Below are 26,322 nucleotides of genomic sequence, written 5' to 3'. Positions count from 1 at the left end.
CGCGAAACCTTCGTCGTTGGGGATGCGCTACTTTAGCCGCACATCCGGCGCGCTGTCATGCGCATTAAGCCTGGCTCGTCGTCGCGTGGCGTGGCGTTCGAGCCGGATCGGACAGGGTGGTTCGTGCTCGAGCGCGTGCTCGTGCTGGTGAGCAGCAGCCCATTCGGCGCCGCCTGACATCGCCCGGCATCGTTCAGCAGGTGCTCAAACCGCGCCGCGTTTCGCGAGCCATGCATCGACGCGCGCGAGCGCGCCGGCGAGCACCGCTTCGAGTTCGGGTGTCTGCGCCATGCCGCCCCACAGCAGCTTGTCGGCGGCGAACGCGCGCAGCGGATCGGGTGCCGCGAAGAAACCATGCGCGACGCGTTCGTCCATCACACCGTCCTGATACGCGTACGGCAGCTTGCCCGTATGCCAGCGTTCGAGAAAGCGGAAGAACAGCGCGGGCAGCATCGCGGTCGCGGCCGGCGTGACGCCGCGCTCGAAGCACTCGGCGAGCGTCGGCGCGATGAAGCCGGGCAGCTTCGAAAAGCCGTCGGCGGCGACGCGCTGATTCGTGTCGAGGATGTGCGGATTGCTGAAGCGTTCGAGCACGACGTCGCGATAGCGAGCGAGATCGAGCGGGCTCGGCGTGAGACACGGAATCACGTCTTCGGTCACGTAGTCGTACGCGAACTGGCGGATGTCCGCATCGAGCGTGCCTTCGTGGATGTAGTTCAGGCCGACCAGCGTGCCCGCCCACGCGATGCAGCTATGCGGCGCGTTGAGGATGCGGATCTTCGCTTCCTCGTACGGCAGCACCGAATCGACCAGCTCCGCGCCGACCTTCTCCCACTGCGGCCGCCCGGCGATAAAGCGGTCCTCGATCACCCACTGGATGAACGCCTCGCCCATCACCGGGCTCGCATCGTCGACGCCGGTCGCGGCCTTCACGCGCTCGCGCACGTCGGGCGTCGGGCGCGGCGTGATGCGATCGACCATCGAGCAGGGGCACGAGGTGTGGTCGTCGAACCACTGCGCGAGCTGATCCGCGCCGCGTCGTTCGAGAAACTCGCTCATGCCCGCGTGAAAGCGCTCGCCGTTGCTGCGCAGGTTGTCGCAGGTCTGCAGTGTCAGCGGGCCCGCGCCGCGCTTCATGCGCGCGTCGAGAATCGCCGCGAGCGCGCCGTAGATGGTGGTGTGGCCGCCGGCGAGGTCGGCGGCGAGATCGGGATTCGCGGTGTCGAGCCGGTCGTGCTCGTCGAGGTAATAGCCGCCTTCGGTGACGGTGAACGCGATGATCTTGCAGGCCGGATCGGCGCCCGCTTCGATCAGGCCGTCGAGGCTTTCGCTCCACGGCAGCACGCGCTCGATCGAGCGGATCGTTTCGTACGCGCGCTCGCCTTGCGGCGTGACGGTTTCGAGCGTGTACACGCCGTTTTGCGCGGCCAGCGCGTCGAGCACCGGGTTCATATCGCTGCGGATATTGCCGACGGTCAGCGACCAGCGCTCGCCGGCCGTATTCGCTTCGTTGAGGCGGTGCAGATACCACGCCTGATGCGCGCGATGAAACGATCCCGCGCCGATGTGCAGGATCACGTGTGCGGCCGCGCCGCTGCCTTGCCCGCTGGTCATCTTTGTCTCCTGTGTCGGCCGGAGTCGGCGCGTCGGCCTTCCGGTCCCATGCAAGCTGGTTGCATTAGCCTGTGTCCACGGCGCTCGCAGCGTGCGTGACGGATTGTTTGAGCATTTGCTCTATGATTGAACGAATGATCGTATCCGCCGAAACGAAAGTCAAGGCGATGGCGCGGGGTTTTCGTGGCGCAGCGCGGCATGCGGGATGCGGGAAGGGAGCGACAACCGGCATCGCAAGGTCGGCAAGCGCGTCCCGTTATCTATATTGCATTGCATCAAATTTGACTTCGGACGTGCCCGGGCTGACCCGGGTGCAAAAAAGTATCGATCCGCGGTTGCTTTTCGAGTGGTCGCCGACGCGTTTGGCGGGTACTTTTCGCTCTACAAGATCAAGATCGACGGCGCGCTCGGACAGGCGCTCTCATGGAGACAGACAGTGCAACCCGATCTGGAAATCGTGGCGGTACGCCACGACGAATCGTTCAAGGTGTGGTCGCATGGCTATCCGTATCGCACGGTACGCTGGCACTTTCATCCGGAGTACGAGATTCATCTGATCGTCGAGACGACCGGCAAGATGTTCGTCGGCGATTACATCGGCAGCTTCACGCCCGGCAATCTGGTGTTGATGGGGCCGAACCTGCCGCACAACTGGGTCAGCGACGTGCCTGAAGGCGAGAGCGTCGCGCAACGCAATCTGGTCGTGCAGTTCGGCCAGGAGTTCGTGTCGAACTGTCTGGAAAGTTTCCCGGAATGGCGTCAGGTCGAGACGATGCTCGCCGACGCACGGCGCGGTCTGTCGTTCGGCACGGAGACCTCGGCGCGGATCAAGCCGCTCTTTCTCGAACTGCTTGCGGCGCGCGGCTTGCGTCGGCTGGTGCTGTTCATGTCGATGCTCGAGATCCTCGTGAACGCGCCGGATCGCGACACGCTCGCGAGTCCCGCGTATCAAGCCGATCCGACCAGCTTCGCGGCGACCCGCATCAACCACGTGCTCGCGTATATCGGCAAGAACCTTGCGAACGAGCTGCGCGAGTCCGAACTGGCGCAGCTCGCGGGCCAGAGCGTCAGCGCGTTCTCGCGTTATTTCCGCCGCCATACCGGGCTGCCGTTCGTGCAGTACGTGAACCGTATGCGCATCAATCTCGCGTGTCAGCTGCTGACCGATGGCGAGCTGAGCGTGACCGACATCTGCTTCAAGGCGGGTTTCAACAATCTGTCGAATTTCAACCGGCAGTTTCTCGCGATGAAGGGGATGGCGCCGTCGACGTTTCGCCGCTATCAGCAACTGAACGATGCGAGCCGCGATGCTTCCGAGCAGGCGGCCGCGCACGGCAGGGGCATCGACAACGCACCGGCGATCGTGCTCGCGCCGGGCCTGCCCGGAAACGGTGCCGCTTATCCGCTGAGCTAGCGTCGCTCCGGGCGCATCGCCCGCTGCTTTCATCCACTCGCGTTTCAACACGCCTCGCGCTGTGCGCACACAGCGTGACGGGCGTGCTCACTTCAAAAAATGGAGACAACCATGAAGCAATCTGTTTTTAAGCCGCATTCGTCGGTCGGGTCGGTCGGATCGATCAGGTCGGTCAGGTTCGTGCGCCGTATCGCCGCGCTCGCGCTCGGTGTGTCGCTCGTCGCGATGTCGGCCGCACAGGACGCGCAGGCCGCGCCGCTGAAAATCGGCATGACCTTCCAGGAAATGAACAACCCGTACTTCGTGACGATGCAGAAGGCGCTGAACGACGCGGCCGCCTCGATCGGCGCGACGGTGGTCGTCACCGACGCGCATCACGATGTCAGCAAACAGGTCAGCGACGTCGAGGACATGCTGCAGAAGAAGATCGACATCCTGCTCGTGAATCCGACCGACTCGACGGGTATTCAGTCGGCGGTGACGTCGGCGAAGAAGGCGGGCGTGGTGGTCGTCGCGGTCGATGCGAACGCGAACGGTCCGGTCGATTCGTTCGTCGGTTCGAAAAACTATGATGCCGGCGTGATGGCCTGCGAGTATCTCGCGAAGTCGATCGGCGGCAGCGGCGAAGTGGCGATTCTCGACGGTATTCCGGTCGTGCCGATTCTCGAACGCGTGCGCGGCTGCAAGGCGGCGCTCGCGAAGTCGCCGGGCGTGAAGCTGGTGGATACGCAGAACGGCAAACAGGAACGCGCGACCGCGCTGTCCGTCACCGAAAACATGATCCAGGCGCATCCGAATCTGAAGGGCGTGTTCAGCGTGAACGACGGCGGCGCGATGGGCGCGTTGTCGGCGATCGAATCGTCGGGCAAGGACATCAAGCTGACCAGCGTCGACGGCGCGCCCGAAGCGATCGCCGCGATCCAGAAGCCGAATTCGAAATTCATCGCGACGTCCGCGCAATTCCCCGCCGACCAGGTGCGCATCGCGCTCGGTATCGCGCTCGCGAAGAAGTGGGGCGCCAATGTGCCGAAGGCGATTCCGGTCGACGTGAAGCTGATCGACAGGAGCAATGCGAAGGGCTTCAGCTGGTAACGCAGACGCAAGCCTGGGGCGCCGCGCGTGCACGCAGCATGCGCGGCGCCCCGCGGCGGAGGAATACGCGATGGACACGATCCTGAAGCTCGATCACATCAGCAAGAGCTTTCCCGGCGTGAAGGCGCTGCAAGGCATTCATCTCGAGATCGCGCGCGGCGAGATTCACGCGCTGCTCGGCGAGAACGGCGCGGGCAAGTCGACGCTGATGAAGATTCTGTGCGGCATCTATCAGCCCGACGAAGGCACGATCACGCTCGACGGCGAGCAACGCCACTTCGCGAACTATCACGATGCGGTCGCCGCGGGCGTCGGTATCGTGTTTCAGGAGTTCAGCCTGATTCCGTATCTGAACGCGGTGGAGAACATCTTTCTCGGCCGCGAAATGAGGAGTCGCTTCGGACTGCTGGAGCGCGCCAGGATGCGGCGCGCGGCAGCGGCGATTTTCGACCGGCTGGGTGTGAAGATCGACCTGTCGGTGCCGATTCGCGAACTGTCGGTCGCGCAGCAGCAGTTCGTCGAAATCGGCAAGGCGTTGTCGCTCGATGCGCGCGTGCTGATTCTCGACGAACCGACCGCGACGTTGACGCCGGCGGAAGCCGCGCATCTGTTCGCGATCATGCGCGAGTTGAAGCAGCAGGGCGTCGCGATGATCTTCATCTCGCACCACCTCGAAGAGATTTTCGAAGTATGCGATCGCATCACGGTGCTGCGCGACGGCCAGTACGTCGGCACCACGACTGTCGCCGAGTCGGACGTGAGCCGGCTCGTGCAGATGATGGTCGGCCGCCGCATCGAAAGCAGTTTTCCGCCGAAGCCGCCGCCGCGCGCGGATGCGAAGATCGTGCTCGACGTGGTGCGCCTGCAGCTGTTCAAGGACAGCCCCGAGTTGAGCTTCACGCTGCGCGAAGGCGAGATTCTCGGCTTCGCGGGACTGGTCGGCTCGGGGCGCACCGAGACCGCGCTCGCGGTGATCGGCGCGGAGCGCGCATACGTGAAGGAGCTGCGCGTGAACGGCGCGGCGGCGAAACTCGCCGATCCGGCCGATGCGTTGCGCGCGGGCGTCGGCATTCTGCCGGAGAGCCGCAAGACCGAGGGGCTGATCACCGACTTCTCGATCAGGCAGAACATCTCGATCAACAACCTCGGCAAGTACCGTTCGCTGCGTTTCTTTATCGACCAGCGCAGCGAGGCGCGCGCGACCGCCGACATCATGAAGCGCGTTGGTGTGAAGGCGCCGACGATGCACACCGAAGTGGCGACGCTGTCGGGCGGCAACCAGCAGAAGGTCGTGATCGCGCGCTGGCTGAACCACCACACCAACATCCTGATCTTCGACGAACCGACGCGCGGCATCGACGTCGGCGCGAAGGCCGAAATCTATCTGCTAATGCGCGAACTCACCGCGCGCGGCTACTCGATCATCATGATCTCGTCGGAGCTGCCGGAGATCGTCGGCATGTGCGACCGCGTCGCGGTGTTCCGGCAAGGACGCATCGAAGCCATGCTCGAAGGCGACGCGATCGAATCGAATGCCGTGATGACCTATGCGACCGCCGTTTCGCTCGGAGCCAATCATGAACACGCCTAATCCTTCTTCCCCGCCGTCGCGTAAGACTTCGAGCGTCGCCGGCGACACCCCGGGCGCGCCGACACGCTTCACATGGGCCGTGCTGAAACGCTCGACGCTGTTCTATCCGTTCGTCGGCCTGCTGGCCGTGTGCATCGTGATGGTGTTCGCGAGCGACAGCTTTCTGTCGGCCGCGAACATCGAGAACGTGCTGCGCCAGGTGTCGATCAACGCGATCATCGCGGTCGGCATGACCTGCGTGATCCTGACGGGCGGCATCGATCTGTCGGTCGGCTCGGTGATGGCATTGAGCGGCACGCTGGCCGCGGGGCTGATGGTGGCCGGCATGAACGCGATAGCGGCGCTGGCGATCGGCCTCGCGGTCGGGCTCGGCTTCGGCGCGGCCAACGGCTTTTTCGTCGCGTTCGCCGGCATGCCGCCGATCATCGTCACGCTTGCGACGATGGGCATCGCCCGCGGTCTCGCGCTGATCTACACCGGCGGCTATCCGATCGACGGCCTGCCCGACTGGGTCAGCTTTTTCGGCAGCGGCAAGATTCTCGGCATCCAGGCGCCGGTCGTGATCATGGCGGTGATCTACGTGCTCGCGTGGGTGCTGCTCGAACGCATGCCGTTCGGCCGCTACGTGTACGCGATCGGCGGCAACGAACAGGCGACGCGGCTCTCGGGCGTGCGCGTCGCGCGTGTGAAGCTGCTGGTCTACACGATCGCTGGGCTCACGTCCGCGTTCGCCGCGATCGTGCTGACCGCGCGGCTGATGAGCGGCCAGCCGAACGCGGGCGTCGGTTTCGAACTCGACGCGATCGCCGCCGTCGTGATGGGCGGCACGTCGATCTCGGGCGGCCGCGGCTCGATCGTCGGCACGCTGATCGGCGCGCTGTTGCTCGGTGTACTGAACAACGGCCTGAACATGGTCGGCGTGAATCCGTACGTGCAGAACGTGATCAAGGGCGGAATCATTCTGCTCGCGATCTACATCAGCCGCGACCGCAGAAAGTAACGCCTCTTTCTCCACACTCCCACTACTGGCAGGACCATGCAATGACGACTCAATCCAAGCAAGCCGATCGGCAGGACATGACCGCGATCGTCTGTCATGCGCCGAAAGACTATCGTGTCGAGCAGGTGAAAAAGCCGAGCGCGCGCGCGCATGAACTGGTGATCCGCATCGCCGCGTGCGGCATCTGCGCGAGCGACTGCAAATGCCATTCGGGCGCGAAGATGTTCTGGGGCGGCCCGAGTCCGTGGGTCAAGGCGCCGGTGATTCCGGGCCACGAGTTCTTCGGCTACGTCGAAGAACTCGGCGAAGGCGCGGCCGAACATTTCGGCGTCCGGAAGGGCGAGCGCGTGATTGCCGAACAGATCGTCCCGTGCGGCAAATGCCGCTACTGCAAATCCGGCCAGTACTGGATGTGCGAAGTGCACAACATCTTCGGCTTTCAGCGCGAAGTCGCCGACGGCGGCATGGCCGAGTACATGCGCATTCCGCCGACCGCGATCGTCCACAAGATTCCGGATGGCATTTCGCTCGAAGACGCGGCGATCATCGAGCCGCTCGCCTGCGCGATCCACACGGTCAATCGCGGCGACGTACAGCTCGACGACGTGGTCGTGATCGCGGGCGCCGGGCCGCTCGGCCTGATGATGACGCAGGTCGCGCATCTGAAGACGCCGAAGAAGCTCGTCGTGATCGATCTGGTCGAGGAGCGTCTCGCGCTCGCGCGCGAATACGGCGCGGATGTGACGATCAATCCGCAGAAGGACGACGCGCTCGCGATCGTCAAATCGCTGACTGACGGATACGGTTGCGACGTCTATATTGAAACGACCGGCGCGCCGATCGGCGTGAACCAGGGGATGGACCTGATCCGCAAGCTCGGACGCTTCGTCGAGTTTTCGGTGTTCGGCGCGGATACGACGCTCGACTGGTCGGTGATCGGCGATCGCAAGGAACTCGACGTGCGCGGCGCACATCTCGGACCTTACTGCTATCCGATCGCGATCGATCTGCTCGCGCGCGGGCTCGTCACGTCGAAGGGCATCGTCACGCACGGTTTTTCGCTGGAAGAATGGGACGAGGCGATCAAGGTCGCGAACTCGCTCGATTCGATCAAGGTGCTGATGAAGCCGCGCGGGTGATGCCGGCGCGCGCGAATACCGTGCGCGGCTTTTCAACGGAGGCTCTATGAACTACGTGATCGGCGTCGATATCGGCACGCAGAGCACCAAGGCGCTGCTCGTCGACGCGCACGGCGCGATCGTCGCGCAGCATGCGGCGGGTTATCAGCCGGATACGCCGAAGCCGTTGTGGGCCGAGCAGTGGCCCGCGGTGTGGCTGAAGGCGGTGATCGAATGCGTGGCCGCGTGCGTGAACGACGCGAAGGCGGCCGGCATCGCCGCGAGTTCGATCAAGGCGATGTGCGTGAGCAGCCTGTACGGCGGCTCGGGCATCGCGGTCGACAACGACATGCGGCCGCTCGCGCCGTGCCTGATCTGGATGGACCGGCGCGCGACCGCGCAGGTCGAGTGGGTGCGCGACAACGTCGATCTCGACCGGCTTCTGACGATCACCGGCAATGGCGTGGACAGCTATTACGGCTACACGAAGATGCTGTGGCTGCGTGATAACCAGCCGGACGTGTGGGCGCATACGCGCTATTTCCTGCCGCCGAACGCGTACGTGATCTACATGCTGACCGGTGAAGTCGCGGTCGATCACAGTTCGGCCGGCAATCTCGGCGGCGTCTACGACATCGCGAGGCGCGACTGGTCCGACGAAGCGCTCGACATGCTCGGCATTCCCGCGACGATGATGCCGGAGCGGCTCGTCGAGTCGTCGGAGGTGGTGGGCGGGCTGTTGTCGCAATGGACCGAACAGCTCGGGCTCGACGCGGGCACCGCGATCGTCGCGGGCGGCGTCGATGCGGCGATGGCGACGTTCGCGGCCGGCGTCACGCGCGCGGGGCAGCACGTCGCGATGATCGGCACCAGCATGTGCTGGGGCTACATCAATCAGCGCGTCGACGCGCGCCACGGTTTGATCAGCATGCCTCACGTGTTCAACGGCCAGCACGACCTCTACGTGTTCGGCGGGGCGATCACCGCGGGCGCGTCGGTCACGTGGTATCGCGAGCAGTTCTGTCATGCGGAGATCGAGGCCGCGCGCGCGACGCCGCATGGCGATCCGCACCGGCTGCTCGAAGAGGCGGCGGCGAAAGTGCCGGCCGGCGCCGATGGCGTGCTGTTCCTGCCGTATCTGATGGGCGAGCGCAGTCCGGTGTGGGATGCGAAGGCGAGCGGCGCGTTCGTCGGGCTGTCGCTGTTTCATACGCGCGCGCATCTGTATCGCGCGGTGCTCGAAGGCGTGGCGTTCGCGCTGAAGCACAACATCGAGGCGGGCCGTCAGGGCGCGCAATCGCTCGACGACAAGCTGATCGTGGTCGGCGGCGCCGCGCATTCGGACCTGTGGATGCAGATCATCGCCGACGTCGCCGGCTATCCGGTCTACACGATCGAGCAGGACGTCGAGGCCGCGATGGGCGCGGCGCTGCTCGCGGCGCTCGGCGTCGGGCTGGTGTCGCGCGAGGCGGCCGAGGGCGGCTGGGTCACGCTGGTCGAACGCGCGCAGCCCGACGCGCAACGGCTGGCTTTATACGAGCAGCGCTTCGGCGTGTACGTGGATCTTTATCCGGCGTTGAAGCCGGTCATGCATCGCTTGCACTCATCATGAACGTCACTTTCGATTTCTCCGGCCGCTCGATCCTCGTGACGGGCGCCTCCAGCGGCATCGGCCGCGCGACGGTCGAAGCGCTCTGCGCGAGCGGCGCGTCGGTTGTCGCGGCGGCGCGCAACGTCAACGAACTGGCGCGGCTCGCCGAGGAAACCGGCTGCGAGCCGTTGACGCTCGATGTCGGCGACGAAGCCGCGATCGACGAAGCGCTGGCTTCGCTCGCACCGTTCGACGGTCTCGTCAATTGCGCGGGCATCGCGCTGCTGGAACGCGCGGTCGACACCACGGCCGCGAGCTTCGATCGCGTGATGGCGGTGAATACGCGCGGCGCGGTGCTGGTCGCGAAGCACGTTGCGCGCGGCATGCTCGCCGCGGGGCGCGCGGGCAGCATCGTCAACGTGTCGAGCCAGGCGGCGCTCGTCGCGCTCGACGAGCATCTGAGCTATTCGGCGTCGAAGGCCGCGCTCGATGCGGTCACGCGCGCGCTGTGCATCGAGCTGGGGCCGCACGGCATTCGCGTGAACAGCGTGAACCCGACGGTCACGCTGACGCCGATGGCGGTGCTCGCATGGAGCGATCCGGTCAAACGCGATCCGGCTTTGCAGGCGATTCCGCTGCGGCGTTTCGCCGAATCCGCCGAGGTCGCCGCGCCGATCCTGTTTCTGCTGAGCGACGCGGCGGCGATGGTGAGCGGCGTGTGTCTGCCGATCGACGGCGGCTATACGGCTAGGTAGGCGGCGAGGTAGGCGGCGACCGCGCGCGTGGTCGCCGCGGTGATCACAGCATCGTGCGCACGTGCCACAACTCGGGGAACAGCACGACGTCGAGCATCTTGCGCAGATACGTCGCGCCGCTGGTGCCGCCAGTGCCCTGCTTGAAGCCGATGATGCGCTCGACCGTCGTGACATGCCGGAAGCGCCATTGACGGAACGCGTCTTCGAGATCGACCAGTTCCTCGGCCATCTCGTACAGCTCCCAATGCTGCGACGGATTGCGATACACCTCGAGCCACGCCGCTTCGACCGACGCGTCGTGTTGCATTGGCTGGGTCCAGTCGCGTTCGAGCCGCTCGGGCGCGATCGCAAAGCCGCGACGCGCGAGCAGGCGCACCACTTCGTCGTAGAACGACGGCGCTTCGAGCGACGCTTTCACTTCGGCGTAGATGTCGGCGCGATGCGCGTGCGGCTTGAGCATCTGCTCGTTCTTGTTGCCGAGCAGGAACTCGATCTGCCGATACTGATACGACTGGAAGCCCGACGAACTGCCGAGGTACGGCCGCATCGCCGTGTACTCGGACGGCGTCATCGTCGCGAGGACGCTCCACGCCTGCACCAGTTGCTCCATGATTCGCGACACGCGCGCGAGCATCTTGAACGCCGGCGGCAGTTCGTCGCGATGCACGGCCGCGAGTGCCTCGCGCAGCTCGTAGAGCGCGAGCTTCATCCAGAGTTCGCTGGTCTGATGCTGGATGATGAACAGCATCTCGTTGTGATCCGGCGACAGCGGGTGCTGCGCGTCGAGCACCTTGCCGAGCGACAGATAATCGCCGTAGCTCATCGACTCGGAGAAGTCGAGTTGCGCGTCGTGCCAGCCGCTTTCGGAGGTTGCGTCGGCGGATGCGCTTGCAGTGCTCGCCGCTGACGTTGTCGATGCTGGCGCCGCTGATGCGTTCTTTCCATACCCGAACGGGCAGCCCTGCGTTGCCGCTTCTTCCGGCAAGCCCGGCGTTTGCATGTGATCGGTCATCGCGGTTTCCTCAGGTCACGGCGCCGCGCTGGGCGAATTCGGGCGCCCGCCAGCTCTCGCGCGCGAGCACGTCGCGCAGCGTTTCGACCGCGTCCCACACGTCGACGAAGCGCGTATAGAGCGGCGTGAAGCCGAAGCGCAGCACATGCGGCTCGCGATAGTCGCCGATCACGCCGCACGCGATCAGCGCCTGCATCACCTCGTAACCGTGCGGATGTTCGAAGCTCGCGTGCGAGGCGCGCTGCGCATGTTCGCGCGGCGTGACGAGCTTGAGCGGAAACTCGCCGCAGCGCGTCTCGACCAGCTCGATGAACAGATCGGTTAGCGCGAGCGACTTGCGGCGGATCGCCTGCATATCGGTTTGCAGGAACACGTCGAGCCCGCATTCGACGAGTGCCATCGACACCATCGGCTGCGTGCCGCACAGATAGCGCGCGATGCCCGGATCGGGCTGATACGACGGGTTCATCTCGAACGGCGCGCGATGGCCCCACCAGCCCGACAGCGGCTGCGCGAATTCATTCTGATGGCGCTTGGGCACCCACACGAAGGCGGGCGAGCCCGGACCGCCGTTCAGATACTTGTAGGTGCAGCCGACCGCGTAGTCGGCACCGACGCCGTTCAGATCGACCGGCACCGCGCCCGCCGAATGCGCGAGGTCCCACAGCGCGAGCGCGCCCTTGTCGTGGATCAGCTTCGTCAGCGCGGCCATGTCGTGCATGTAGCCGGTGCGGTAGTTCACGTGCGTGATCATCGCGATCGCGGTGTCCTCGCCGATCGCGGCGGGCAGCTCCGACGGATCGTCGACGAGACGCAGCTCGTAGCCGCGATCGAGCTGTTCGATCAGACCTTGCGCGATATACAGATCGCTCGGGAAATTCGAGCGCTCGGAGACGATCACGCGACGCTTCGGATCGCGCGCATTCGCGAGTCGCACCGCGGCCGACAGCACCTTGAACAGGTTGATCGAAATCGTGTCGGTGATCACGACTTCGTCTTCGGCCGCGCCGATCAGCGGCGCGAACTTGTTGCCGAGGCGCCGCGGCAGCGCGAACCAGCCCGCGCTGTTCCAGCTGCGGATCAGGCCTTCGCCCCATTCGGCGGCGATCACCGTCTGCGCACGTTGCGCGGCGGCGGCCGGCGGCACGCCGAGCGAGTTGCCGTCGAGGTAGATGGTGGTCGGCGACAGCGCGAACTGGTCGCGCAGCGGCGCGAGCGGGTCGGCGTTGTCGAGCGCCAGAGCTTCGTCACGATGGTTCATGGTGGGTCCGTGGGTCCGGGCGGAGAGTGGGATGGATCGGGTTGAGCGGGGTGGAGCGTGTTCAGAGCCTGGGGGCAGGGTTCAAGGTTCAGCCGCGGCCGGGCAGCGCGCGCAGTACCGCGCGCACCGGGCTGGCGTCGAGCGTGGTCAGCTTCAGCGGCAGCGCGATCAGTTCGTAATCGCCGGGCTCGACCTCGTCGAGCACGATGCCTTCGAGGATCGCCATCCGGTGCGCGCGAATCCGGTGATGCGCGTCCATCGTCTTCGATTCCTGCGGATCGAGCGACGGCGTGTCGATACCGATCAGCTTCACGCCATGCGCGGCGAGCAGATCGATGGTCTCCGGCGCGACCGCGCAGAAGCCGCTGTCCCATGCGCCGGTCGGCGCGTTTTTGTAAGTGCGTAGTAAGACTCGCGGCGGCAGTGCATCGAGCGAGCCGGCCAGGTGTTGTGGCGTCACAACAGGCGACGCGCCGATGCAATGCAGCACCCGGCAGCGGCCGAGATACGCGTCGAGCGGCACCTGACCGATCGCGGCGCCGTCGGCGTCGTAATGGAGCGGCGCGTCGGTGTGCGCGCCGGTGTGCGGCGACAGCGTCAGACGCGCGACGTTGACCGGCGAGCCCGCCTCCATGCGCCATACGCGCTCGATGCCGACCGGCGTGTCGCCGGGCCACACGGGCGTGGCGGTATCGACGGCGGGGGTGATGTCCCAGAGGGTGCGCATGACGGTTCCGGCGGAGAGTGTCTATAGGGGAATGATAGTGGTGAGGCCACGAAATGTGATTGCGAAAAAATCTCCTTACGCGCCGTGTCTTGGAACATAATTTGAGTCAAACGGAAAAGGGAGACCGAATATGAACGCGATCTCGCTCGATGCCACCGATTGCCGTATCCTGGCGGTGCTTCAGCAGGAAGGACGGATCAGCAATCTGGATCTCGCGGAGCGCATCTCGCTATCGCCGTCGGCCTGTCTGCGACGCCTGCGTCTGTTGGAGGAGCAGGGCGTCATCGAACACTATCGCGCCTGTCTGAACCGCGAAGTACTGGGGTTCGAGCTCGAAGCGTTCGTGCAGGTGTCGATGCGCAACGATCAGGAGAACTGGCACGAACGCTTCGCCGACGCATTGCGCGACTGGCCGGAAGTGGTCGGCGCATTCGTCGTGACCGGCGAGACGCATTACCTGCTACGCGTTCTCGCGCACAATCTCAAACACTACTCGGATTTCGTGCTCAACCGCCTCTATAAGGCGCCGGGCGTGATGGACATCCGCTCGAACATCGTGCTCGAGACGCTGAAGGAAGATGCGGGCGTGCCGGTGTCGCTGGTGAAGAAGACCAGCGGGCATGGGACCGTGCATAACGAACGGTGACGGCGGCCAGGAGGTTGGCGCCGCTTGTGCGGGGCGGGTGAATCTCGCAAGAGGCTGCGGGCAGGGCGCGCAGGCAGGCGGAGGGAGCGGGTGGATCGCCGCGCCTTCGCGCGCGGCGTGTCATGTCAAAGCGGATCGAGACCGTGGAATTTGCCGCTCTGGAAAACCAGCGGCAGGATGTCCGCGGCATTCTCGTGCACGCCGCAGCGCTCCACTTCACCAACGAAAATCACGTGGTCGCCTTCGTCATAGCGGCTGCGGTTATGGCATTCGAACCAGGCGAGCGCGCCGTCGAGCACTGGCATACCGGTGTTGCCCGCTGCATGCGACACGCCTTCGAAGCGGTCGCCCTTGACGGTCGCGAAGCGCTTGCACAGATCGAGTTGCGATGCGGCCAGCACGTTGACCACGTAGTGACTGTTGGCGCGAAACACCGGCATCGATGCCGAGCGTGTCGCGAGACTCCACAGCACGAGCGGCGGATCGAGCGAGACCGAGTTGAACGAGCTGGCCGTGATGCCGATCAGCTGGCCGGACGCGGAGCGCGTCGTGATCACGGTTACGCCGGTTGCGAACTGGCCGAGCGCCTGCTTGAAGGCGGCCTGGTCGAAATTGGGTGGGCTCGCGCGCTTCATCGGGGCAGGGCCCCCGGCACATGCGATGGGAAAGCCGGGCACAGACGCGAGGCGCGGCGAGACTCGCGACGCGAGTCGGCGCGCGCATCATGGCTCGAATAGCGGCTCGGAGAAAAGCGCGGACTGGCGCGGCGGGAAGCGAGTGATTCGAAAGTCATGGTGAAAATCGTCGATTTCCGCCAATTTTAACTGCAATCGATGCACGCGCCGCGATCCATTCACAGATCCAGCACGAGTCTTCCACCGTTCTTCGCACCCGACACGCAGATCATCATGCTGCGGCCCGTGGCTTTTTCCGCTTCGCTCAACACGCAATCGCGATGCTCGGGTTCGCCGTCGAGCACCGTGGTCTCGCAGGCGCCGCAGATGCCTTCGCCGCAACTGTAGTCGCAGCTCACGCCGGCCGCGAGCAGCGTGTCGAGCAGACGCTGGCCGTCGGGCACCTCGAGCGTGCGGTCGCTGCGTTTCAGATGGACCACGTAGCCGCCCGTCGGCGCCTGCGTGGCGGTCGCCGCGGCGGCGAAACGCTCGACGTGCACGTTGACGAGGCCGCTCGCCGCGCAGGCCGCCTCGAACGCGGCGAGCATCGGCAGGGGGCCGCAGCAGTACGCGTGCACGTGCTTCGGCTGCGCGGCGAGGTACGACGCGAGATCGAACGGCTGACCGCCGTGCTCATCGTCGAACCATAGCTCGACGTCGCCGCCGAGCGCCGCGAATTCGTCGAGAAACGCTGCCTGTCTGCGCGAACGTGCGCAATAGACGACGCGCGCGGCCCGGCCTTGCGCGCGCAGTTGCCGGTACATGCAGAGGATCGGCGTCACGCCGATGCCGCCGGCGATCAGCACGCTTTGCTCCGGCTCGCGGGTGCGTTGCGCCGGTTCCGCGAGTTTGAAGTTGTTGCGCGGCGTACTGATCGGCAGCACCGTCGCGCAACGCAGGCTTTCGTGGACGAAGCGCGAGCCACCGCGACTCGTCGGATCGAACAGCACGCCGAGTACGTAGCGGTCGATGTCGTCGGCCGGGTTGAGCAGCGAGTAGCTGCGCGTGATGCCGTTCGGCAGATGCAGATCGACGTGCGAGCCGGCGCTGAAGGCGGGGAAGCGGGTGCCGTCGGCGGGCACCAGCTCGACGCTCAGCACGCCTTCGGCTTCGTGGCGCAGCGTGCGCACGCGGGCTTGCAGCAGAGGGGAGTGCGTCATGACGGTTTAGCGGCTCGCCGGGTGAGGAACCGGCGCGGGGCTGGCCGGCTCGTTGTTGGCTGCAGTGGCTGCAGTGGCTGCAGTGGCTGCATTCGCTGCATCATCCGCCGCCGCTCCGTGTTCGGCCGCCGCGCCGTGCACGATAAAGAACTTCGCGCGTTGCGTCTTCTGGCCGATCGCGTGTTCGTACTCGGCGCGCACGTGCTCCGGCTGTCCCGCCTGACCGATGAAGTCGCGCAGATACGGTCCCAGCAGCGGATGCCGGTCGAGTTCCGCGCGCGGCAGACCGTCGATCATTTCCGCGCGACACGCGGACGGCAACGGCACGTTGCGATTCGCCTCCGGGTCGCGAATCAGGCCCTTCGGTTCGGCGCCGGCCGCGACCGCGTCGAGTTCGTCGAAGAAGCGCTTGCGCATCATCACGATGCCGCGATCGCTCGCGCCGAGCGTCTCCTTCGTGCGATCGGTGATGCGCCCCTGACCGACCCACGCGGCGAAATCCTGATTCGCGACGTGGCTCGTGATCCACTCGCCGTTCTCGTCGTGGAGCGGTCCGTACCAGGACGGAATGCGCGATTGCACGTACGGCTCCTGTTCCTGTGGCACGCGGCTGAACACCCACAGCACGCTCAGCGTGTTTTCGTCGTCGATCGGCACGCGCCATTCGAAGTGGTGACCGAGGTAGAACGCGTTCGGCCACAGCGTGACGCGGCCGACGGTCCACATCGGGTTCTGCTCGGTCTCGGCGGCACGCAGCCGCTTGTAGACGAAGCCGTAGTCGAACTCTTCGTACTGCGTTTTCAGGTGCGTGGGCACGTAGCCGGCCTGGTTGTCGTGCAGACGCGCGGTCCAGTTGTTATGGGTCCACTCGAAGTGAATCGGGTCGATCGAATTTTCCTGGCACTGAAACCAGTTGCACGGCAGCTCGGCAAAAACTGCCTGCGCGAAGCCGTTCTGGAAATTGAAGAGTTCCCAGTCGGGCAACTCGGGCGCTGGCGCGGGACCCATATACGCCCACAGCATGCCGGCCTTCTCGCGTACTTCGTAGGCCTTGACCGCGGTCTTCTTGCGCAGGCGGGCGTCGACATCGACGATCTCCTCGAACGGCTGATGCAGGCACTGTCCGCTCGCGCCGAATTCCCAGCCGTGATACGCGCAGCGCAGACCGTCCTGTTCGACGAAGCCGAACGCGAGGTCGGCATTGCGATGCGGGCAGCGCCGCTGGATCAGTCCGTACTGGCCGGACAGGCTCTTGAACAGCACGAGGTCTTCGCCGAACAGGCGAATCGGTCGCACTGCCTTGTCGTCGAATTCGCTCGCGCCGGCCACCGGATGCCAGTAGCGGCGCAGATAGTCGCCCATCGGCGTGCCGGGTCCCACCTGCGTCAGCAACTGATTTTTTTCCGCGCTCAACATGTCCGTTCTCCTCGCATCGATCTGATAGGTGCAATCCGTGGGGAGAATTCTTGGCTGAACATATTGTCGGGACAACATCCACGGCCACCAGAAAAGTTGCCGATCGTCCCGTATTCGCGCATGGCGCGGTAGAGCCTGCGTGCGCGGCGCATTCTTCTTCACCTATTGCGCGCCGGCCTTTCTATACTCGATAGTCTGGGCCGCGCGATTCGTCGACAGCGGCACCGCGCGTCCATGACCTTTTCAGACGCGTTTTCGGCCATATATTCGGAACCGGTGGTGGCGCAAGGCTGGCCGCCGGTCATTTTTTCGCAGCTGATTCTGGGGTGAAGCTTATGAACGAGACGGCAACGCTCGGTGGTGGGTGTTTCTGGTGCCTCGAAGCGGTGTATCTGGGCGTCGAAGGGGTGAGCGCGGTGGAGTCGGGCTACGCGGGCGGCCAGACGCGCCACCCGAGCTACGAGCAGGTGTGCGACGGCGAGACCGGTCATGCGGAAGTGGTGAAGGTCGAATTCGACCCGTCGACGATCAGTTATCGCGAGATTCTCGACATCTTCTTCGCGATCCACGATCCGACCCAGCTGAACCGGCAGGGCAACGACGTCGGCACGCAATACCGCTCGGTGATCTTCACGCACTCCGACGCGCAGCACGACACCGCGCTGCAGGCGATCCGCGAGATCGCCGAACAGCGGATCTACGACGGCAAGATCGTGACCGAAGTACTGCCGCTCGACGGCGACAACTACTGGCCGGCCGAGGCGTATCACCAGAACTACTTCGCGCAGCATCCGAATCAGGGGTACTGCTCGTTCGTGGTGGCGCCGAAGGTCGCGAAATTCCGCCAGAAGTTCGCGCATCGGATCAAGGCGGGGTGAGGGGGCTGAGGGCGAGGTGTGGGAGTCGGGCGGGGCGGCGGGTGGCTGGGTGAGTGAGGCGTTGTTGTCGCCACTGCCGCTTGCTGTGTGTGGCTTCCGGCCGCTTCTCGTCGCTTGGTGCCCGCTTCTTGCCCGCTTCCCGCTGAGTAGCTGCGGTCGGTCCGCCATTCGGTTGCCGCTGTTTCATGGCCGTCCTGCGGCCGGTTAGTGCCGCTTATTCCCGTGCGGCGCTGCTTCGATCTTCGCTGCCGCTTTCGCCGCAGTTCTCGCCGCCGCTTTCGCTTTCGCTGTGGTTCTCGCCGTCGCTTCCGTCATGGTTTTCATCTGGCGCCGCGTCTTCGTGCCGGGGTTCCGGCCTCGGTGCGTCGACGTCCGATGCGGCTTCCGTCGGCACGTTCTCGCCATTCGCCTCGCGTCCGTGATTAAGCCGAGCGTACGCGTCGACAATCTCCGCAGCCAGCTTCACACAACTGAGCGGCGCCGATCCCTCTGCCTTGTTGTTGACCGCGATCACCACCGGTTGACCGGCCAGCGCATAACGCGCGGCCAGTTCGGCGAGCGAGGCCCGCGTCGCCGGATCTTCGTCGACGAGCCGATTGAACGGCTCGTACTTCGCCTTCGCCTGTTCGTATTTGAAGCCGCCGTGCAGACTCCAGCGCACGATCAGCGGGCCAGCCGGCTCGCCGTCGAGCAGCGCGAGTGCCGCCGCCTGACGCAGCGGATCGGGCATCCGCGCATGAATCCCGACGCAATAGCGCACGCCCACCGCCTTCAGCATGCGGATGAAGCGCGGCGTCAGCAGACTCGCGTCGCGAATCTCGATCGCGTAGCAACTGCCGTCGGGCAACTGGGGCAGCGCGTTGAAAAACTCCCCGAGACGCTCGATAAACACCGCCGGCTGCGCGAGCATCTGATCCGGCAGCGGCGAAAACTGGAACACCAGCGCGCCGGCTTTTACGCCGAGCCCTTCGATGCAGGGCGTGACGAAATCGTCGATCGCCATTTGCGCGTTCAGAAAGCACGGATTCAGCGACACCGGCTCGCCGCGTTCGGCGCGCACGGTGGCATCGGTGATCGTCATCGGCGCCTTGACGATGAAGCGGAAGTGCTCGGGCACCTGCTGCGCGTAGCGCAGGTATTCGGTGACGGTCAGCGCCTGGTAGAACGAGCGGTCGATGCTGACCGTCTTCAGCAGCGGATGCGCGCCGTACGCGCTGAGGCCTTCGCGCGAGAGCTTGCTGTTGCTGTAGTCGTCGCCATAGACGATGCCGCTCCAGCCCGGAAACGACCATGTCGATGTGCCGAGGTGGACTTGCGGCGGCAGTTGCGCGCCGAGCGCGAGCAGTTCGGGCGATGGCGGCGCGGCGAGGATTTCGCGGCCGCGGCGTTTTTTCGGGGCTTCGGCGGGAGCAGGTGGTGGGGCGTGAGACTCGGCTGACGTTGTAGCGGCCGCGTTGTCTTCGTCTTCTTCCCAGAGCGAGGCGACGGCGCTGGCTTGCGTGTTTCTGGGGGCGCGTTTGCGCTCGGGTTGGAGCGGAGCGCCTGGGGTTGCGACCGTGTCGCTATCCGCATCGGTATCGGCGTGCGGTTCCGATGAGAGCGCAGCGGCTTTGCCCGCCGGCGCGGAAGCCGATGCCGGCACGGCTTGCACCGCGGCCTCCACCGGCATCCCGAACAGATCGAACTGCAGGCCGTCGTCGGCTGCCTGATCCGCATTGCCGCCATTGTCGTTCAACGGCTTGTCAACCTCGTTCGTCCCGCTCTGGTCCATCGATGTCCGGTCTGCTGTTCAGGATTGCGCCGCGGCGGCTCGCCCTGCACGTCGCCGCGACGCAAGCGCGTCACAGCGGTTTTTCGTACATGTAGCGGCGCGACCACGGCAGGTTTTTCGCGCTGCGGCCGGCTTTGCGGCATACCACCTGGAAGATCGACACGTCGTCGTTTTCGAATGCATACGCGCAGCCGGCCAGATACACGCGCCAGATGCGGAATTTTTCGTCGTCGACGAGCTTGCGGGCTTCTTCCGCATGGGCTTCGAAATTCTCGGCCCAGATCTCGAGCGTGTGCGCATAGTGACGGCGCAGGCTTTCGACGTCAACCGGTTCGAGCCCGCCGCGCTGCATCGATTCGAGCGCGAGGCTGATGTGCGGCAGCTCGCCGTCCGGAAACACGTAGCGGTCGATGAACTCGCCGCCGCCCAGCGCGGTTTCGCCGCTATCGGCGTCGCTCGAGGTGATGCCGTGGTTCATCGCGACGCCGTCGTCGGCGAGCAGATCGTGCATCTTCTGGAAATAGCCGGGCAGATTCTTGCGGCCGACGTGCTCGAACATGCCGACGCTGGTGATGCGATCAAACTGCCCCTGCACGTCGCGATAATCCTGCAGGCGGATCTCGATATGGTTTTCGAGGCCCGCAGCCTTGACCCGCGCGGTCGCGAGGTCGAACTGGTTTTGCGACAGCGTGACGCCGACGCATTTCGCGCCGAACTTCTGCGCCGCTCGCAGCACCAGCGCGCCCCAACCGCAGCCGATGTCGAGCAGACGCTGGCCGGGCTGGAGCTGGATTTTGGTCAGAATGTGATCGATTTTCTTCAGCTGCGCGGTGGCGAGATCTTCGGTGCCGGTCTCGAAGTACGCGCACGAGTAGACCATGTTCTCGTCGAGCCACAGCTTGTAGAACTCGTTGGACACGTCGTAGTGATACTGGATCGCTTTTTTATCCGACGTCTTCGAGTGATTGAAGTAGCGTCGCACGCGCGCCAGTTTGCCCGCGCTCGTCACGGTGCTTCGCGCGAGCTGATAGCTGATATTGATGATGTCCGACAGCTTGCCTTCGATGTCGATCTTGCCCTTCACGTAGGCCTCGCCGAGATTGTCGAGGCTCGGTTCGAGCAGATAGGGCAGCGCGGTAGCGCTCTTCACGTGTAGCGTGACCTGGGGCGCGGCGAACCGCCCAAAGTCGTGTTGCTGACCGTCCCACAGCACGAGGCGTGCGGGTAGATCGGCTTTGGATTTGACCTCATCAACCCACTGCGCCAGCTTCTTCTCCCAGAACATGTGATCTCTCCGTGTTCGTTGATTTAAAGCAAAGCTTGTGTGGATCGCGACGACGCACGGCGCATTCCGCGGGCCGCGCAACGCAATCCGACCGGCGGATGCCGCCTACGTCGGGCAGCACGCGCCGGCATCATCCATCGGGTCAGGGCGACAGGCGCGCGATCTGCCAGGCGCTGCCTTCGTCCGCGCGCGTGAACAGCAGGCGGTCGTGCAGACGCGACGGGCGTCCTTGCCAGAATTCGATCGCGTCGGGCACCAGACGGTAGCCACCCCAGTGCGGCGGACGCGGAGGATTGTCGCCGTATTGCAGGCTGATTTCGCGTTCGCGTACTTCGAGTTGCGAGCGGCTTTCAATCACCTGACTCTGATTCGATGCCCACGCGCCGATGCGCGAGCCGAGCGGACGCGACGCGAAGTAGGCGTCGCTGTCTGCCGCGCTCGTCTGCACGACGCGGCCCTCGATGCGCACCTGGCGCTCGAGTTCGATCCAGTGGAACAGCAGGCTCGCATGCGGATTCGCGCTCAGTTCGCGACCCTTGCGGCTCTCGTAATTGGTGAAGAAAACGAACCCTCGCTCGTCGACACCCTTGATGAGCACGATGCGTGCCGAAGGCCGGCCACGCGCGTCGACCGTGGCCAGCGTCATGGCATTCGGTTCGGGCAGCCTGGCGTCGACCGCCTGTTGAAACCACGTGTCGAATTGACGGAACGGATCGTGGTCGACGTCGGCAACGTCCAGTGAGCCCAGCGAATAATTTTTACGAAGCTCGGCAAGAGAGATCATGTTCTTATGCGAACGCTACAGTAGGGCCAGTATAGCTAAGGAGCCAACTTTTTGCGCGCGGCTACGTCAAGCGAATGCGCGGCGGATGGTACGCCCGCCAGGCGGTATTCCGGCAACGCGACCACGTTGCATCGCCGCACTCCGGCGCGCCGCCGCGCCACCGATGCGGCGCAGGCTCAGGTAACCGATGCGCCTGCTCGCGGCGAAGCCGAAGCGGCGGTGACGCATTCAGGCAAAATACGGGCTGCGCGCGCCAGCCTTATGCGCGGCGCTCATGTTTTCTTCGTTCCGCCCGTGTTTTCGAGTCCTGCCATCATGTCCAGCACCACCGCGCAATCCGATCTTACTACCAGCCTCGACGCGAATGAAATCGCCGACCGCGCGCGCCGTTTCGGCGGCATCGCGCGTCTGTACGGCGCGCCCGCGCTTGCCGCGTTCGAGGGGGCGCACGTCGCGGTGATCGGCATCGGCGGGGTGGGCTCGTGGGTTGCCGAGGCGCTGGCGCGCAGCGCGGTCGGCACCCTGACGCTGATCGATCTCGACAACGTGGCCGAAAGCAATACGAACCGGCAGATTCACGCGCTCGACGGCAACTACGGAAAACCGAAGGTCGAGGCGATGGCCGAGCGCATCGCGGCGATCAATCCGTACTGCGACGTGCGGCTGATCGAAGACTTCGTCGAGCCGGACAATTTCGCGGCGACGCTCGGCGGCGGCTTCGACTACGTGATCGATGCGATCGACAGCGTGCGCACCAAAACCGCGCTGATCGCGTGGTGCGTCGAGCGCAAGCAGCCGTTGATCACGGTGGGCGGCGCGGGCGGCCAGCTCGACCCGACGCGCATCCGCATCGACGATCTCGCGTTGACGATCCAGGACCCGTTGCTGTCGAAGGTACGCGGCCAGTTGCGCAAGCAGCACGGTTTTCCGCGCGGGCCGAAGGCGAAGTTCAAAGTCAGCGCGGTGTATTCGGACGAGCCGCTGATCTATCCGGAAGCAGCGGTTTGCGATGTCGATATGGAAACCGAGCACGTCAGCACGTCGCCGGGCCATGCGGGGCCGGTCGGTCTGAATTGCGCGGGGTTCGGTTCGAGCGTGTGCGTGACCGCGAGCTTCGGATTTGCGGCGGCGGCCTACGTGTTGCGGGAGTTGGGGAAGAAAGCGGCGGCTTAGTGGGTGGTTGATGGACGCCGCGCCGGTTCAGGCGACGGTATTCCAAACCCGCCGCCCATCCCTCGAACAATCAATAACGACCAACGAACCGCTCAATACAACGACGCGCTCAGCTTGCGCCGCCACTGCGACACCAGCTCCGGCTGATGCGCGGCCAGATCGAACACCGATAGCATCGTCTTGCGGCCGATATCGTCGCGGAACGCACGGTCGCGCTGCACGATCGCGAGCAGATGTTCGAGCGCGTCCGCGTATTTGCGCCGCGCGATCAGCGCGCTGGCGAGATCGAAGCGTGCTTCGAGATCGTCGGGGTTGCCGGCGACGCGCGCTTCGAGCGCATCGGTGGGCGGCAGGTCCGCGGCGGCGTCGACCGCGTCGAGCCGGGTCTTGATCGCGTTGAAGCGCGCGTCGATGCCTTGCGTCGTTTTCGGCGACAGCAGATCGACTTCGTTGCGCGCCTCGTCGATGCGGTTGTCTTCGAGCAGCAGCTCGATGCGGTCCATGCGCGCATCGTCGAAACCCGGGTCGTAGGCGAGCGCCGCCTGCAGCAGGTCGTAGGCGTCGTCGCGGCGGCCCTCGGCGAGCGCGGTCTGCGCTTCGACGCGAGCGGCCGGCGCGCCCTGCGGCACCAATCGTTCGATGAACTCGCGCAGCTGTCCTTCGGTCAGCACGCCGACGAACTGATCGACCGCCTGGCCTTCGGCGAACGCGATCACGTGCGGAATGCTGCGCACCTGGAAGTGCGCCGCGAGTTCGTGATTCTCGTCGACGTTGACCTTGACGAGCTTCCATTTGCCGGCGGCTTCGGCTTCGAGCTTTTCCAGCATCGGGCCGAGACTCTTGCAGGGGCCGCACCACGGCGCCCAGAAATCGACCAGCACCGGGGCGAGGATCGACGCCTTGATGACGTCCTGTTCGAAAGTGGCCAGAGTGGTGTCCATTGCGTCCTCGTCGATAAATACGGTAGGCACCCAGTTGGGGCCGAATCACGTCAATTCAATGTGGGTCTTCGCGTATAGGCAAGCCGCGTGCCTTTGCTTGCCTTTATTTGCGCACCGGCAGCGGAATCCATTCGGTTTCGCCGGGCACGTGGCCCATTTCCTGATTCGTCCACGCGAGCTTCGCGGCCTCGATCTTCTCGCGCGAACTCGCGACGAAATTCCATTCGATAAAGCGTTCGCCGTCGAGCTTCTCGCCGCCGAGCAGCATCACGCGCGCGCCGTGCGTGCTGGCCAGCGTGACCGTTTCGTCGAGCGCGAGCACGGCCATCTGGCCGACTTCGAGCGGTGTGCCGTCAATTTCGAGATCGCCATCGACCAGATACACGCCGCGTTCCTCGTGTTCCGGTTCGAGCGCGAACGCGCTGCCCGGCGTGAAGTCGGCGGCGACGTAGAGCGTGCCCGAGAACGTCGCCACCGGCGACACCGCGCCGAACGCGGTGCCCGCGATCACGCGCAGCGTCACACCATTGCGCTCGACGACCGGCAGCGTCGCGGCCGCGTGATGCGCGAACGACGGCTCAGTGTCCTCGTCGGCGAGCGGCAGCGCGATCCAGGTCTGGATGCCGTGGATGGTCTGGCCGCGCGCGCGGTCTTCCGGCGGCGTGCGCTCCGAATGGACGATGCCGTGTCCGGCCGTCATCCAGTTGACGTCGCCGGGGACGATCTTCTGCGCCGAGCCGAGGCTGTCGCGATGCATGATCGCGCCGTCGAACAGATAGGTGACGGTCGCGAGGCCGATATGCGGGTGCGGGCGCACGTCGAGGCCGACGCCCGGTTCGAGGGTCGCGGGGCCCATGTGGTCGAAGAAGATGAACGGGCCAACGAGGCGCGCTGCCATCGCCGGCAGCACACGCCGCACGGCCAGATTGCCGATGTCGCGCAAATGCGGTTTCAGAACGGCTTTGATCGAGGAACTCATGGGCAGGCTCGACGGAAGAGTGGAAGGAGAGAGGATTCAATGGGCGATTCTACTGCGCGTCGCGGGCGGCCGACGGTAACGGCGTGGGGCGCCATGAGCGCGCGCAACCGGTCATCGTAATGAGTGAGCGGGAATGGGCCTGCGCAATGCACAAGCGCGATGGCACGCGTCATGGGCCGTGGTCACGGGCGGACGCACCCGGCCCGCGCGGCGCACGGCACCTGCCTACGCCTTCCGCGCGTCTATCCCGTGTCTACTCCGCTTCTACTCCGCTTCTACTCCGCGCCGCCGCGTCCGCTACACTGCCGGATCGAATTCTTATTCACGGAGACCGGGATGTCGCCCAGGGATCTGCTGCTCGCGCTTATCGTCGTGGTCGCGTGGGGCGTCAATTTCGTCGTGATCAAGGTGGGCCTGCATGGCGTGCCGCCGATGCTGCTCGGCGCACTGCGCTTCACGCTCGCCGCGGTGCCGGCGGTGTTTTTCGTCAAACGTCCGCAGATGCCGTGGCGCTGGCTGTTCGCCTACGGCGCGACGATCTCGTTCGGACAGTTCGCGTTCCTGTTCTCGGCGATGTACGTCGGCATGCCGGCCGGACTGGCATCGCTGGTGTTGCAGGCGCAGGCGTTTTTCACGCTGATCTTCGCGGCGCTGTTCCTGCACGAGCGCTTCCGCCTGCGGAACGTCGTGGGTCTGTTGGTCGCGGCGGCCGGGCTCGCGGTGATCGGCCTGCAAGGCGGCCACTCGATGTCGCTCGCCGGCTTCGTACTGACGCTGTGCGCGGCGTGCATGTGGGCGCTCGGCAATATCGTCACGAAGAAGGTCGGCAAGATCGATCTGGTCGGGCTCGTTGTGTGGGGCAGCCTGATTCCGCCGCTGCCGTTTTTCGCGGCGTCGTTCGTGTTCGAAGGGCCGCACGAGATCGCCGCCGCGCTGACCGGCATCAGCGCGATGTCCATTTTCGCGGTCGTCTATCTCGCCTTTATCGCGACGCTGGTCGGCTATAGCCTGTGGAGCCGGCTGCTGTCGCGTTATCCGGCGAGCCAGGTCGCGCCGTTCTCGCTGCTGGTGCCGATCGTCGGGCTCGCGTCGGCTTCGCTATTGCTCGGCGAGCGTCTTTCCACGCTGCAGGTGGCCGGGGCGTTGCTGGTGATGGCGGGGCTCGCGGTCAACGTGTTCGGCGGCTGGGTCGTGCAGCGGTTGATGCCGGCGCGCTAAGCTTGTGGGATAGCGAGGCCGAGGTGGGTGTGCCCGGCTAGCGGCACGCCGGGCAGGGCGCCGCGCGTTTGCGCGTGAAATAAAAAAACGGCCGTGATGAACTGCACCCCAAAAGTTGGACACTGATCCAACCTTTGGGGTGTTTTTCATGGCGAAGTACGACGAACGGTTCAAGCAGCGGTTGGTAGACGCATATTTGCAAGGCGAGAGTGGGATTAAAGC

23 protein-coding genes are annotated in these 26,322 nt (G+C 65.0%); 11 read left to right on the top strand and 12 right to left on the bottom strand.

Features of this window, described 5'->3' with window-relative positions; genetic code table 11:
• Positions 1-204: 204 nt before the first annotated feature.
• Positions 205-1,614 (bottom strand): D-arabinitol 4-dehydrogenase, encoded by a 1,410-nt coding sequence (dalD, locus tag HHL14_RS31370; protein ID WP_169501491.1) that lies wholly within the window; start codon positions 1,612-1,614, stop codon positions 205-207.
• Positions 1,615-2,050: 436 nt separating this feature from the next.
• Between dalD and HHL14_RS31365 the strand changes: the two genes are divergently transcribed.
• The 7 genes from HHL14_RS31365 to HHL14_RS31335 all read left to right on the top strand — a co-directional run bounded on the left by HHL14_RS31365 (position 2,051) and on the right by HHL14_RS31335 (position 10,175).
• On the top strand, positions 2,051-3,028 hold the full coding sequence (locus HHL14_RS31365; RefSeq protein WP_169501490.1) for an AraC family transcriptional regulator: 978 nt from the start codon (positions 2,051-2,053) through the stop codon (positions 3,026-3,028).
• A 111-nt stretch (positions 3,029-3,139) separates the two neighbouring features.
• Entirely contained in the window at positions 3,140-4,120 is a 981-nt protein-coding gene (locus HHL14_RS31360; RefSeq protein WP_169501489.1) for an ABC transporter substrate-binding protein, read from the top strand.
• A gap of 70 nt (positions 4,121-4,190) precedes the next feature.
• Positions 4,191-5,711, top strand: a complete 1,521-nt coding sequence (locus HHL14_RS31355) for a sugar ABC transporter ATP-binding protein (protein WP_169501488.1) — start codon at positions 4,191-4,193, stop codon at positions 5,709-5,711.
• Positions 5,698-6,711 (top strand): ABC transporter permease, encoded by a 1,014-nt coding sequence (locus HHL14_RS31350; RefSeq protein ID WP_169501487.1) that lies wholly within the window; start codon positions 5,698-5,700, stop codon positions 6,709-6,711. The genes HHL14_RS31355 and HHL14_RS31350 overlap by 14 nt, the downstream gene beginning before the upstream one ends.
• Before the next feature lie 41 nt (positions 6,712-6,752).
• Positions 6,753-7,850, top strand: a complete 1,098-nt coding sequence (locus tag HHL14_RS31345) for an alcohol dehydrogenase catalytic domain-containing protein (protein WP_169501486.1) — start codon at positions 6,753-6,755, stop codon at positions 7,848-7,850.
• A gap of 46 nt (positions 7,851-7,896) precedes the next feature.
• A complete protein-coding gene (locus tag HHL14_RS31340) occupies positions 7,897-9,441 on the top strand; it encodes an FGGY-family carbohydrate kinase (RefSeq protein ID WP_169501485.1) in 1,545 nt (514 codons plus the stop codon).
• Positions 9,438-10,175, top strand: coding sequence for an SDR family oxidoreductase (locus HHL14_RS31335; protein ID WP_169501484.1), 738 nt, complete (start codon positions 9,438-9,440; stop codon positions 10,173-10,175). The genes HHL14_RS31340 and HHL14_RS31335 overlap by 4 nt, the downstream gene beginning before the upstream one ends.
• Before the next feature lie 43 nt (positions 10,176-10,218).
• Here HHL14_RS31335 and kynA read toward each other — a convergent pair whose 3' ends face one another.
• From kynA to kynB, 3 genes are all read right to left on the bottom strand, one after another.
• Positions 10,219-11,187 carry a tryptophan 2,3-dioxygenase gene (gene kynA / locus HHL14_RS31330; protein ID WP_169501483.1) on the bottom strand — a complete coding sequence of 323 codons (969 nt, stop codon included), beginning with the start codon at positions 11,185-11,187 and terminating at the stop codon, positions 10,219-10,221.
• A 10-nt stretch (positions 11,188-11,197) separates the two neighbouring features.
• Entirely contained in the window at positions 11,198-12,448 is a 1,251-nt protein-coding gene (gene kynU / locus HHL14_RS31325) for a kynureninase (RefSeq protein ID WP_169501482.1), read from the bottom strand.
• 88 nt (positions 12,449-12,536) lie between these two features.
• Positions 12,537-13,175, bottom strand: a complete 639-nt coding sequence (gene kynB, locus HHL14_RS31320; protein WP_169501481.1) for an arylformamidase — start codon at positions 13,173-13,175, stop codon at positions 12,537-12,539.
• Between the two features lie 130 nt (positions 13,176-13,305).
• Between kynB and HHL14_RS31315 the strand changes: the two genes are divergently transcribed.
• On the top strand, positions 13,306-13,821 hold the full coding sequence (locus HHL14_RS31315; protein ID WP_169501480.1) for an Lrp/AsnC family transcriptional regulator: 516 nt from the start codon (positions 13,306-13,308) through the stop codon (positions 13,819-13,821).
• Positions 13,822-13,946: 125 nt separating this feature from the next.
• Here the strand turns inward: HHL14_RS31315 and HHL14_RS31310 are convergent, their stop codons facing one another.
• The 3 genes from HHL14_RS31310 to HHL14_RS31300 all read right to left on the bottom strand — a co-directional run bounded on the left by HHL14_RS31310 (position 13,947) and on the right by HHL14_RS31300 (position 17,071).
• Positions 13,947-14,456: a flavin reductase family protein gene (locus HHL14_RS31310; protein ID WP_169501479.1), complete on the bottom strand. Its 510-nt coding sequence runs from the start codon at positions 14,454-14,456 to the stop codon at positions 13,947-13,949.
• A gap of 218 nt (positions 14,457-14,674) precedes the next feature.
• The gene (locus tag HHL14_RS31305) at positions 14,675-15,655 is read right to left on the bottom strand and encodes a PDR/VanB family oxidoreductase (protein ID WP_169501478.1); all 981 of its coding nucleotides are present in this window, start codon (positions 15,653-15,655) and stop codon (positions 14,675-14,677) included.
• Positions 15,656-15,661: 6 nt separating this feature from the next.
• Positions 15,662-17,071 (bottom strand): aromatic ring-hydroxylating dioxygenase subunit alpha, encoded by a 1,410-nt coding sequence (locus HHL14_RS31300; protein ID WP_169501477.1) that lies wholly within the window; start codon positions 17,069-17,071, stop codon positions 15,662-15,664.
• Between the two features lie 335 nt (positions 17,072-17,406).
• Here HHL14_RS31300 and msrA point away from each other — a divergent pair, with 335 nt between their 5' ends.
• A complete protein-coding gene (msrA, locus tag HHL14_RS31295) occupies positions 17,407-17,949 on the top strand; it encodes a peptide-methionine (S)-S-oxide reductase MsrA (protein ID WP_169501476.1) in 543 nt (180 codons plus the stop codon).
• A 214-nt stretch (positions 17,950-18,163) separates the two neighbouring features.
• Here the strand turns inward: msrA and HHL14_RS31290 are convergent, their stop codons facing one another.
• The 3 genes from HHL14_RS31290 to pdxH all read right to left on the bottom strand — a co-directional run bounded on the left by HHL14_RS31290 (position 18,164) and on the right by pdxH (position 21,789).
• Positions 18,164-19,720, bottom strand: a complete 1,557-nt coding sequence (locus HHL14_RS31290; protein WP_230413289.1) for a DUF72 domain-containing protein — start codon at positions 19,718-19,720, stop codon at positions 18,164-18,166.
• Between the two features lie 70 nt (positions 19,721-19,790).
• Positions 19,791-21,005, bottom strand: a complete 1,215-nt coding sequence (locus HHL14_RS31285) for an SAM-dependent methyltransferase (RefSeq protein WP_169501475.1) — start codon at positions 21,003-21,005, stop codon at positions 19,791-19,793.
• A 142-nt stretch (positions 21,006-21,147) separates the two neighbouring features.
• On the bottom strand, positions 21,148-21,789 hold the full coding sequence (gene pdxH, locus HHL14_RS31280) for a pyridoxamine 5'-phosphate oxidase (protein ID WP_169501474.1): 642 nt from the start codon (positions 21,787-21,789) through the stop codon (positions 21,148-21,150).
• A gap of 315 nt (positions 21,790-22,104) precedes the next feature.
• On the opposite strand from pdxH, the gene tcdA reads away from it, so the two are divergent.
• Positions 22,105-22,962 (top strand): tRNA cyclic N6-threonylcarbamoyladenosine(37) synthase TcdA, encoded by an 858-nt coding sequence (tcdA, locus tag HHL14_RS31275; RefSeq protein WP_169501473.1) that lies wholly within the window; start codon positions 22,105-22,107, stop codon positions 22,960-22,962.
• A 92-nt stretch (positions 22,963-23,054) separates the two neighbouring features.
• Here tcdA and trxA read toward each other — a convergent pair whose 3' ends face one another.
• The gene (gene trxA / locus HHL14_RS31270) at positions 23,055-23,903 is read right to left on the bottom strand and encodes a thioredoxin (protein ID WP_169501472.1); all 849 of its coding nucleotides are present in this window, start codon (positions 23,901-23,903) and stop codon (positions 23,055-23,057) included.
• Between the two features lie 103 nt (positions 23,904-24,006).
• Positions 24,007-24,882: a pirin family protein gene (locus tag HHL14_RS31265; RefSeq protein WP_169501471.1), complete on the bottom strand. Its 876-nt coding sequence runs from the start codon at positions 24,880-24,882 to the stop codon at positions 24,007-24,009.
• A gap of 336 nt (positions 24,883-25,218) precedes the next feature.
• Here HHL14_RS31265 and HHL14_RS31260 point away from each other — a divergent pair, with 336 nt between their 5' ends.
• Positions 25,219-26,100, top strand: coding sequence for an EamA family transporter (locus tag HHL14_RS31260; RefSeq protein WP_169501470.1), 882 nt, complete (start codon positions 25,219-25,221; stop codon positions 26,098-26,100).
• Positions 26,101-26,322: the final 222 nt, after the last annotated feature.

The organism is Paraburkholderia antibiotica, from assembly GCF_012927125.1.
Lineage (GTDB): Bacteria > Pseudomonadota > Gammaproteobacteria > Burkholderiales > Burkholderiaceae > Paraburkholderia > Paraburkholderia antibiotica.
The sequence above is the reverse complement of the archived record's forward strand: the minus strand, read 5'-3'. Positions and strand labels throughout refer to the sequence as shown.

Excerpts from the sequence above, each read along its gene's own strand:
- dalD (WP_169501491.1), bottom strand. The coding sequence starts at position 1,614 with ATGACCAGCGGGCAAGGCAGCGGCGCGGCCGCACACGTGATCCTGCAC.
- HHL14_RS31360 (WP_169501489.1), top strand. The coding sequence starts at position 3,140 with ATGAAGCAATCTGTTTTTAAGCCGCATTCGTCGGTCGGGTCGGTCGGA.
- HHL14_RS31355 (WP_169501488.1), top strand. The coding sequence starts at position 4,191 with ATGGACACGATCCTGAAGCTCGATCACATCAGCAAGAGCTTTCCCGGC.
- HHL14_RS31350 (WP_169501487.1), top strand. The coding sequence starts at position 5,698 with ATGAACACGCCTAATCCTTCTTCCCCGCCGTCGCGTAAGACTTCGAGC.
- HHL14_RS31345 (WP_169501486.1), top strand. The coding sequence starts at position 6,753 with ATGACGACTCAATCCAAGCAAGCCGATCGGCAGGACATGACCGCGATC.
- HHL14_RS31340 (WP_169501485.1), top strand. The coding sequence starts at position 7,897 with ATGAACTACGTGATCGGCGTCGATATCGGCACGCAGAGCACCAAGGCG.
- HHL14_RS31335 (WP_169501484.1), top strand. The coding sequence starts at position 9,438 with ATGAACGTCACTTTCGATTTCTCCGGCCGCTCGATCCTCGTGACGGGC.
- kynA (WP_169501483.1), bottom strand. The coding sequence starts at position 11,187 with ATGACCGATCACATGCAAACGCCGGGCTTGCCGGAAGAAGCGGCAACG.
- kynU (WP_169501482.1), bottom strand. The coding sequence starts at position 12,448 with ATGAACCATCGTGACGAAGCTCTGGCGCTCGACAACGCCGACCCGCTC.
- kynB (WP_169501481.1), bottom strand. The coding sequence starts at position 13,175 with ATGCGCACCCTCTGGGACATCACCCCCGCCGTCGATACCGCCACGCCC.
- HHL14_RS31315 (WP_169501480.1), top strand. The coding sequence starts at position 13,306 with ATGAACGCGATCTCGCTCGATGCCACCGATTGCCGTATCCTGGCGGTG.
- HHL14_RS31310 (WP_169501479.1), bottom strand. The coding sequence starts at position 14,456 with ATGAAGCGCGCGAGCCCACCCAATTTCGACCAGGCCGCCTTCAAGCAG.
- HHL14_RS31305 (WP_169501478.1), bottom strand. The coding sequence starts at position 15,655 with ATGACGCACTCCCCTCTGCTGCAAGCCCGCGTGCGCACGCTGCGCCAC.
- HHL14_RS31300 (WP_169501477.1), bottom strand. The coding sequence starts at position 17,071 with ATGTTGAGCGCGGAAAAAAATCAGTTGCTGACGCAGGTGGGACCCGGC.
- msrA (WP_169501476.1), top strand. The coding sequence starts at position 17,407 with ATGAACGAGACGGCAACGCTCGGTGGTGGGTGTTTCTGGTGCCTCGAA.
- HHL14_RS31290 (WP_230413289.1), bottom strand. The coding sequence starts at position 19,720 with ATGGACCAGAGCGGGACGAACGAGGTTGACAAGCCGTTGAACGACAAT.
- HHL14_RS31285 (WP_169501475.1), bottom strand. The coding sequence starts at position 21,005 with ATGTTCTGGGAGAAGAAGCTGGCGCAGTGGGTTGATGAGGTCAAATCC.
- pdxH (WP_169501474.1), bottom strand. The coding sequence starts at position 21,789 with ATGATCTCTCTTGCCGAGCTTCGTAAAAATTATTCGCTGGGCTCACTG.
- tcdA (WP_169501473.1), top strand. The coding sequence starts at position 22,105 with ATGTCCAGCACCACCGCGCAATCCGATCTTACTACCAGCCTCGACGCG.
- trxA (WP_169501472.1), bottom strand. The coding sequence starts at position 23,903 with ATGGACACCACTCTGGCCACTTTCGAACAGGACGTCATCAAGGCGTCG.
- HHL14_RS31265 (WP_169501471.1), bottom strand. The coding sequence starts at position 24,882 with ATGAGTTCCTCGATCAAAGCCGTTCTGAAACCGCATTTGCGCGACATC.
- HHL14_RS31260 (WP_169501470.1), top strand. The coding sequence starts at position 25,219 with ATGTCGCCCAGGGATCTGCTGCTCGCGCTTATCGTCGTGGTCGCGTGG.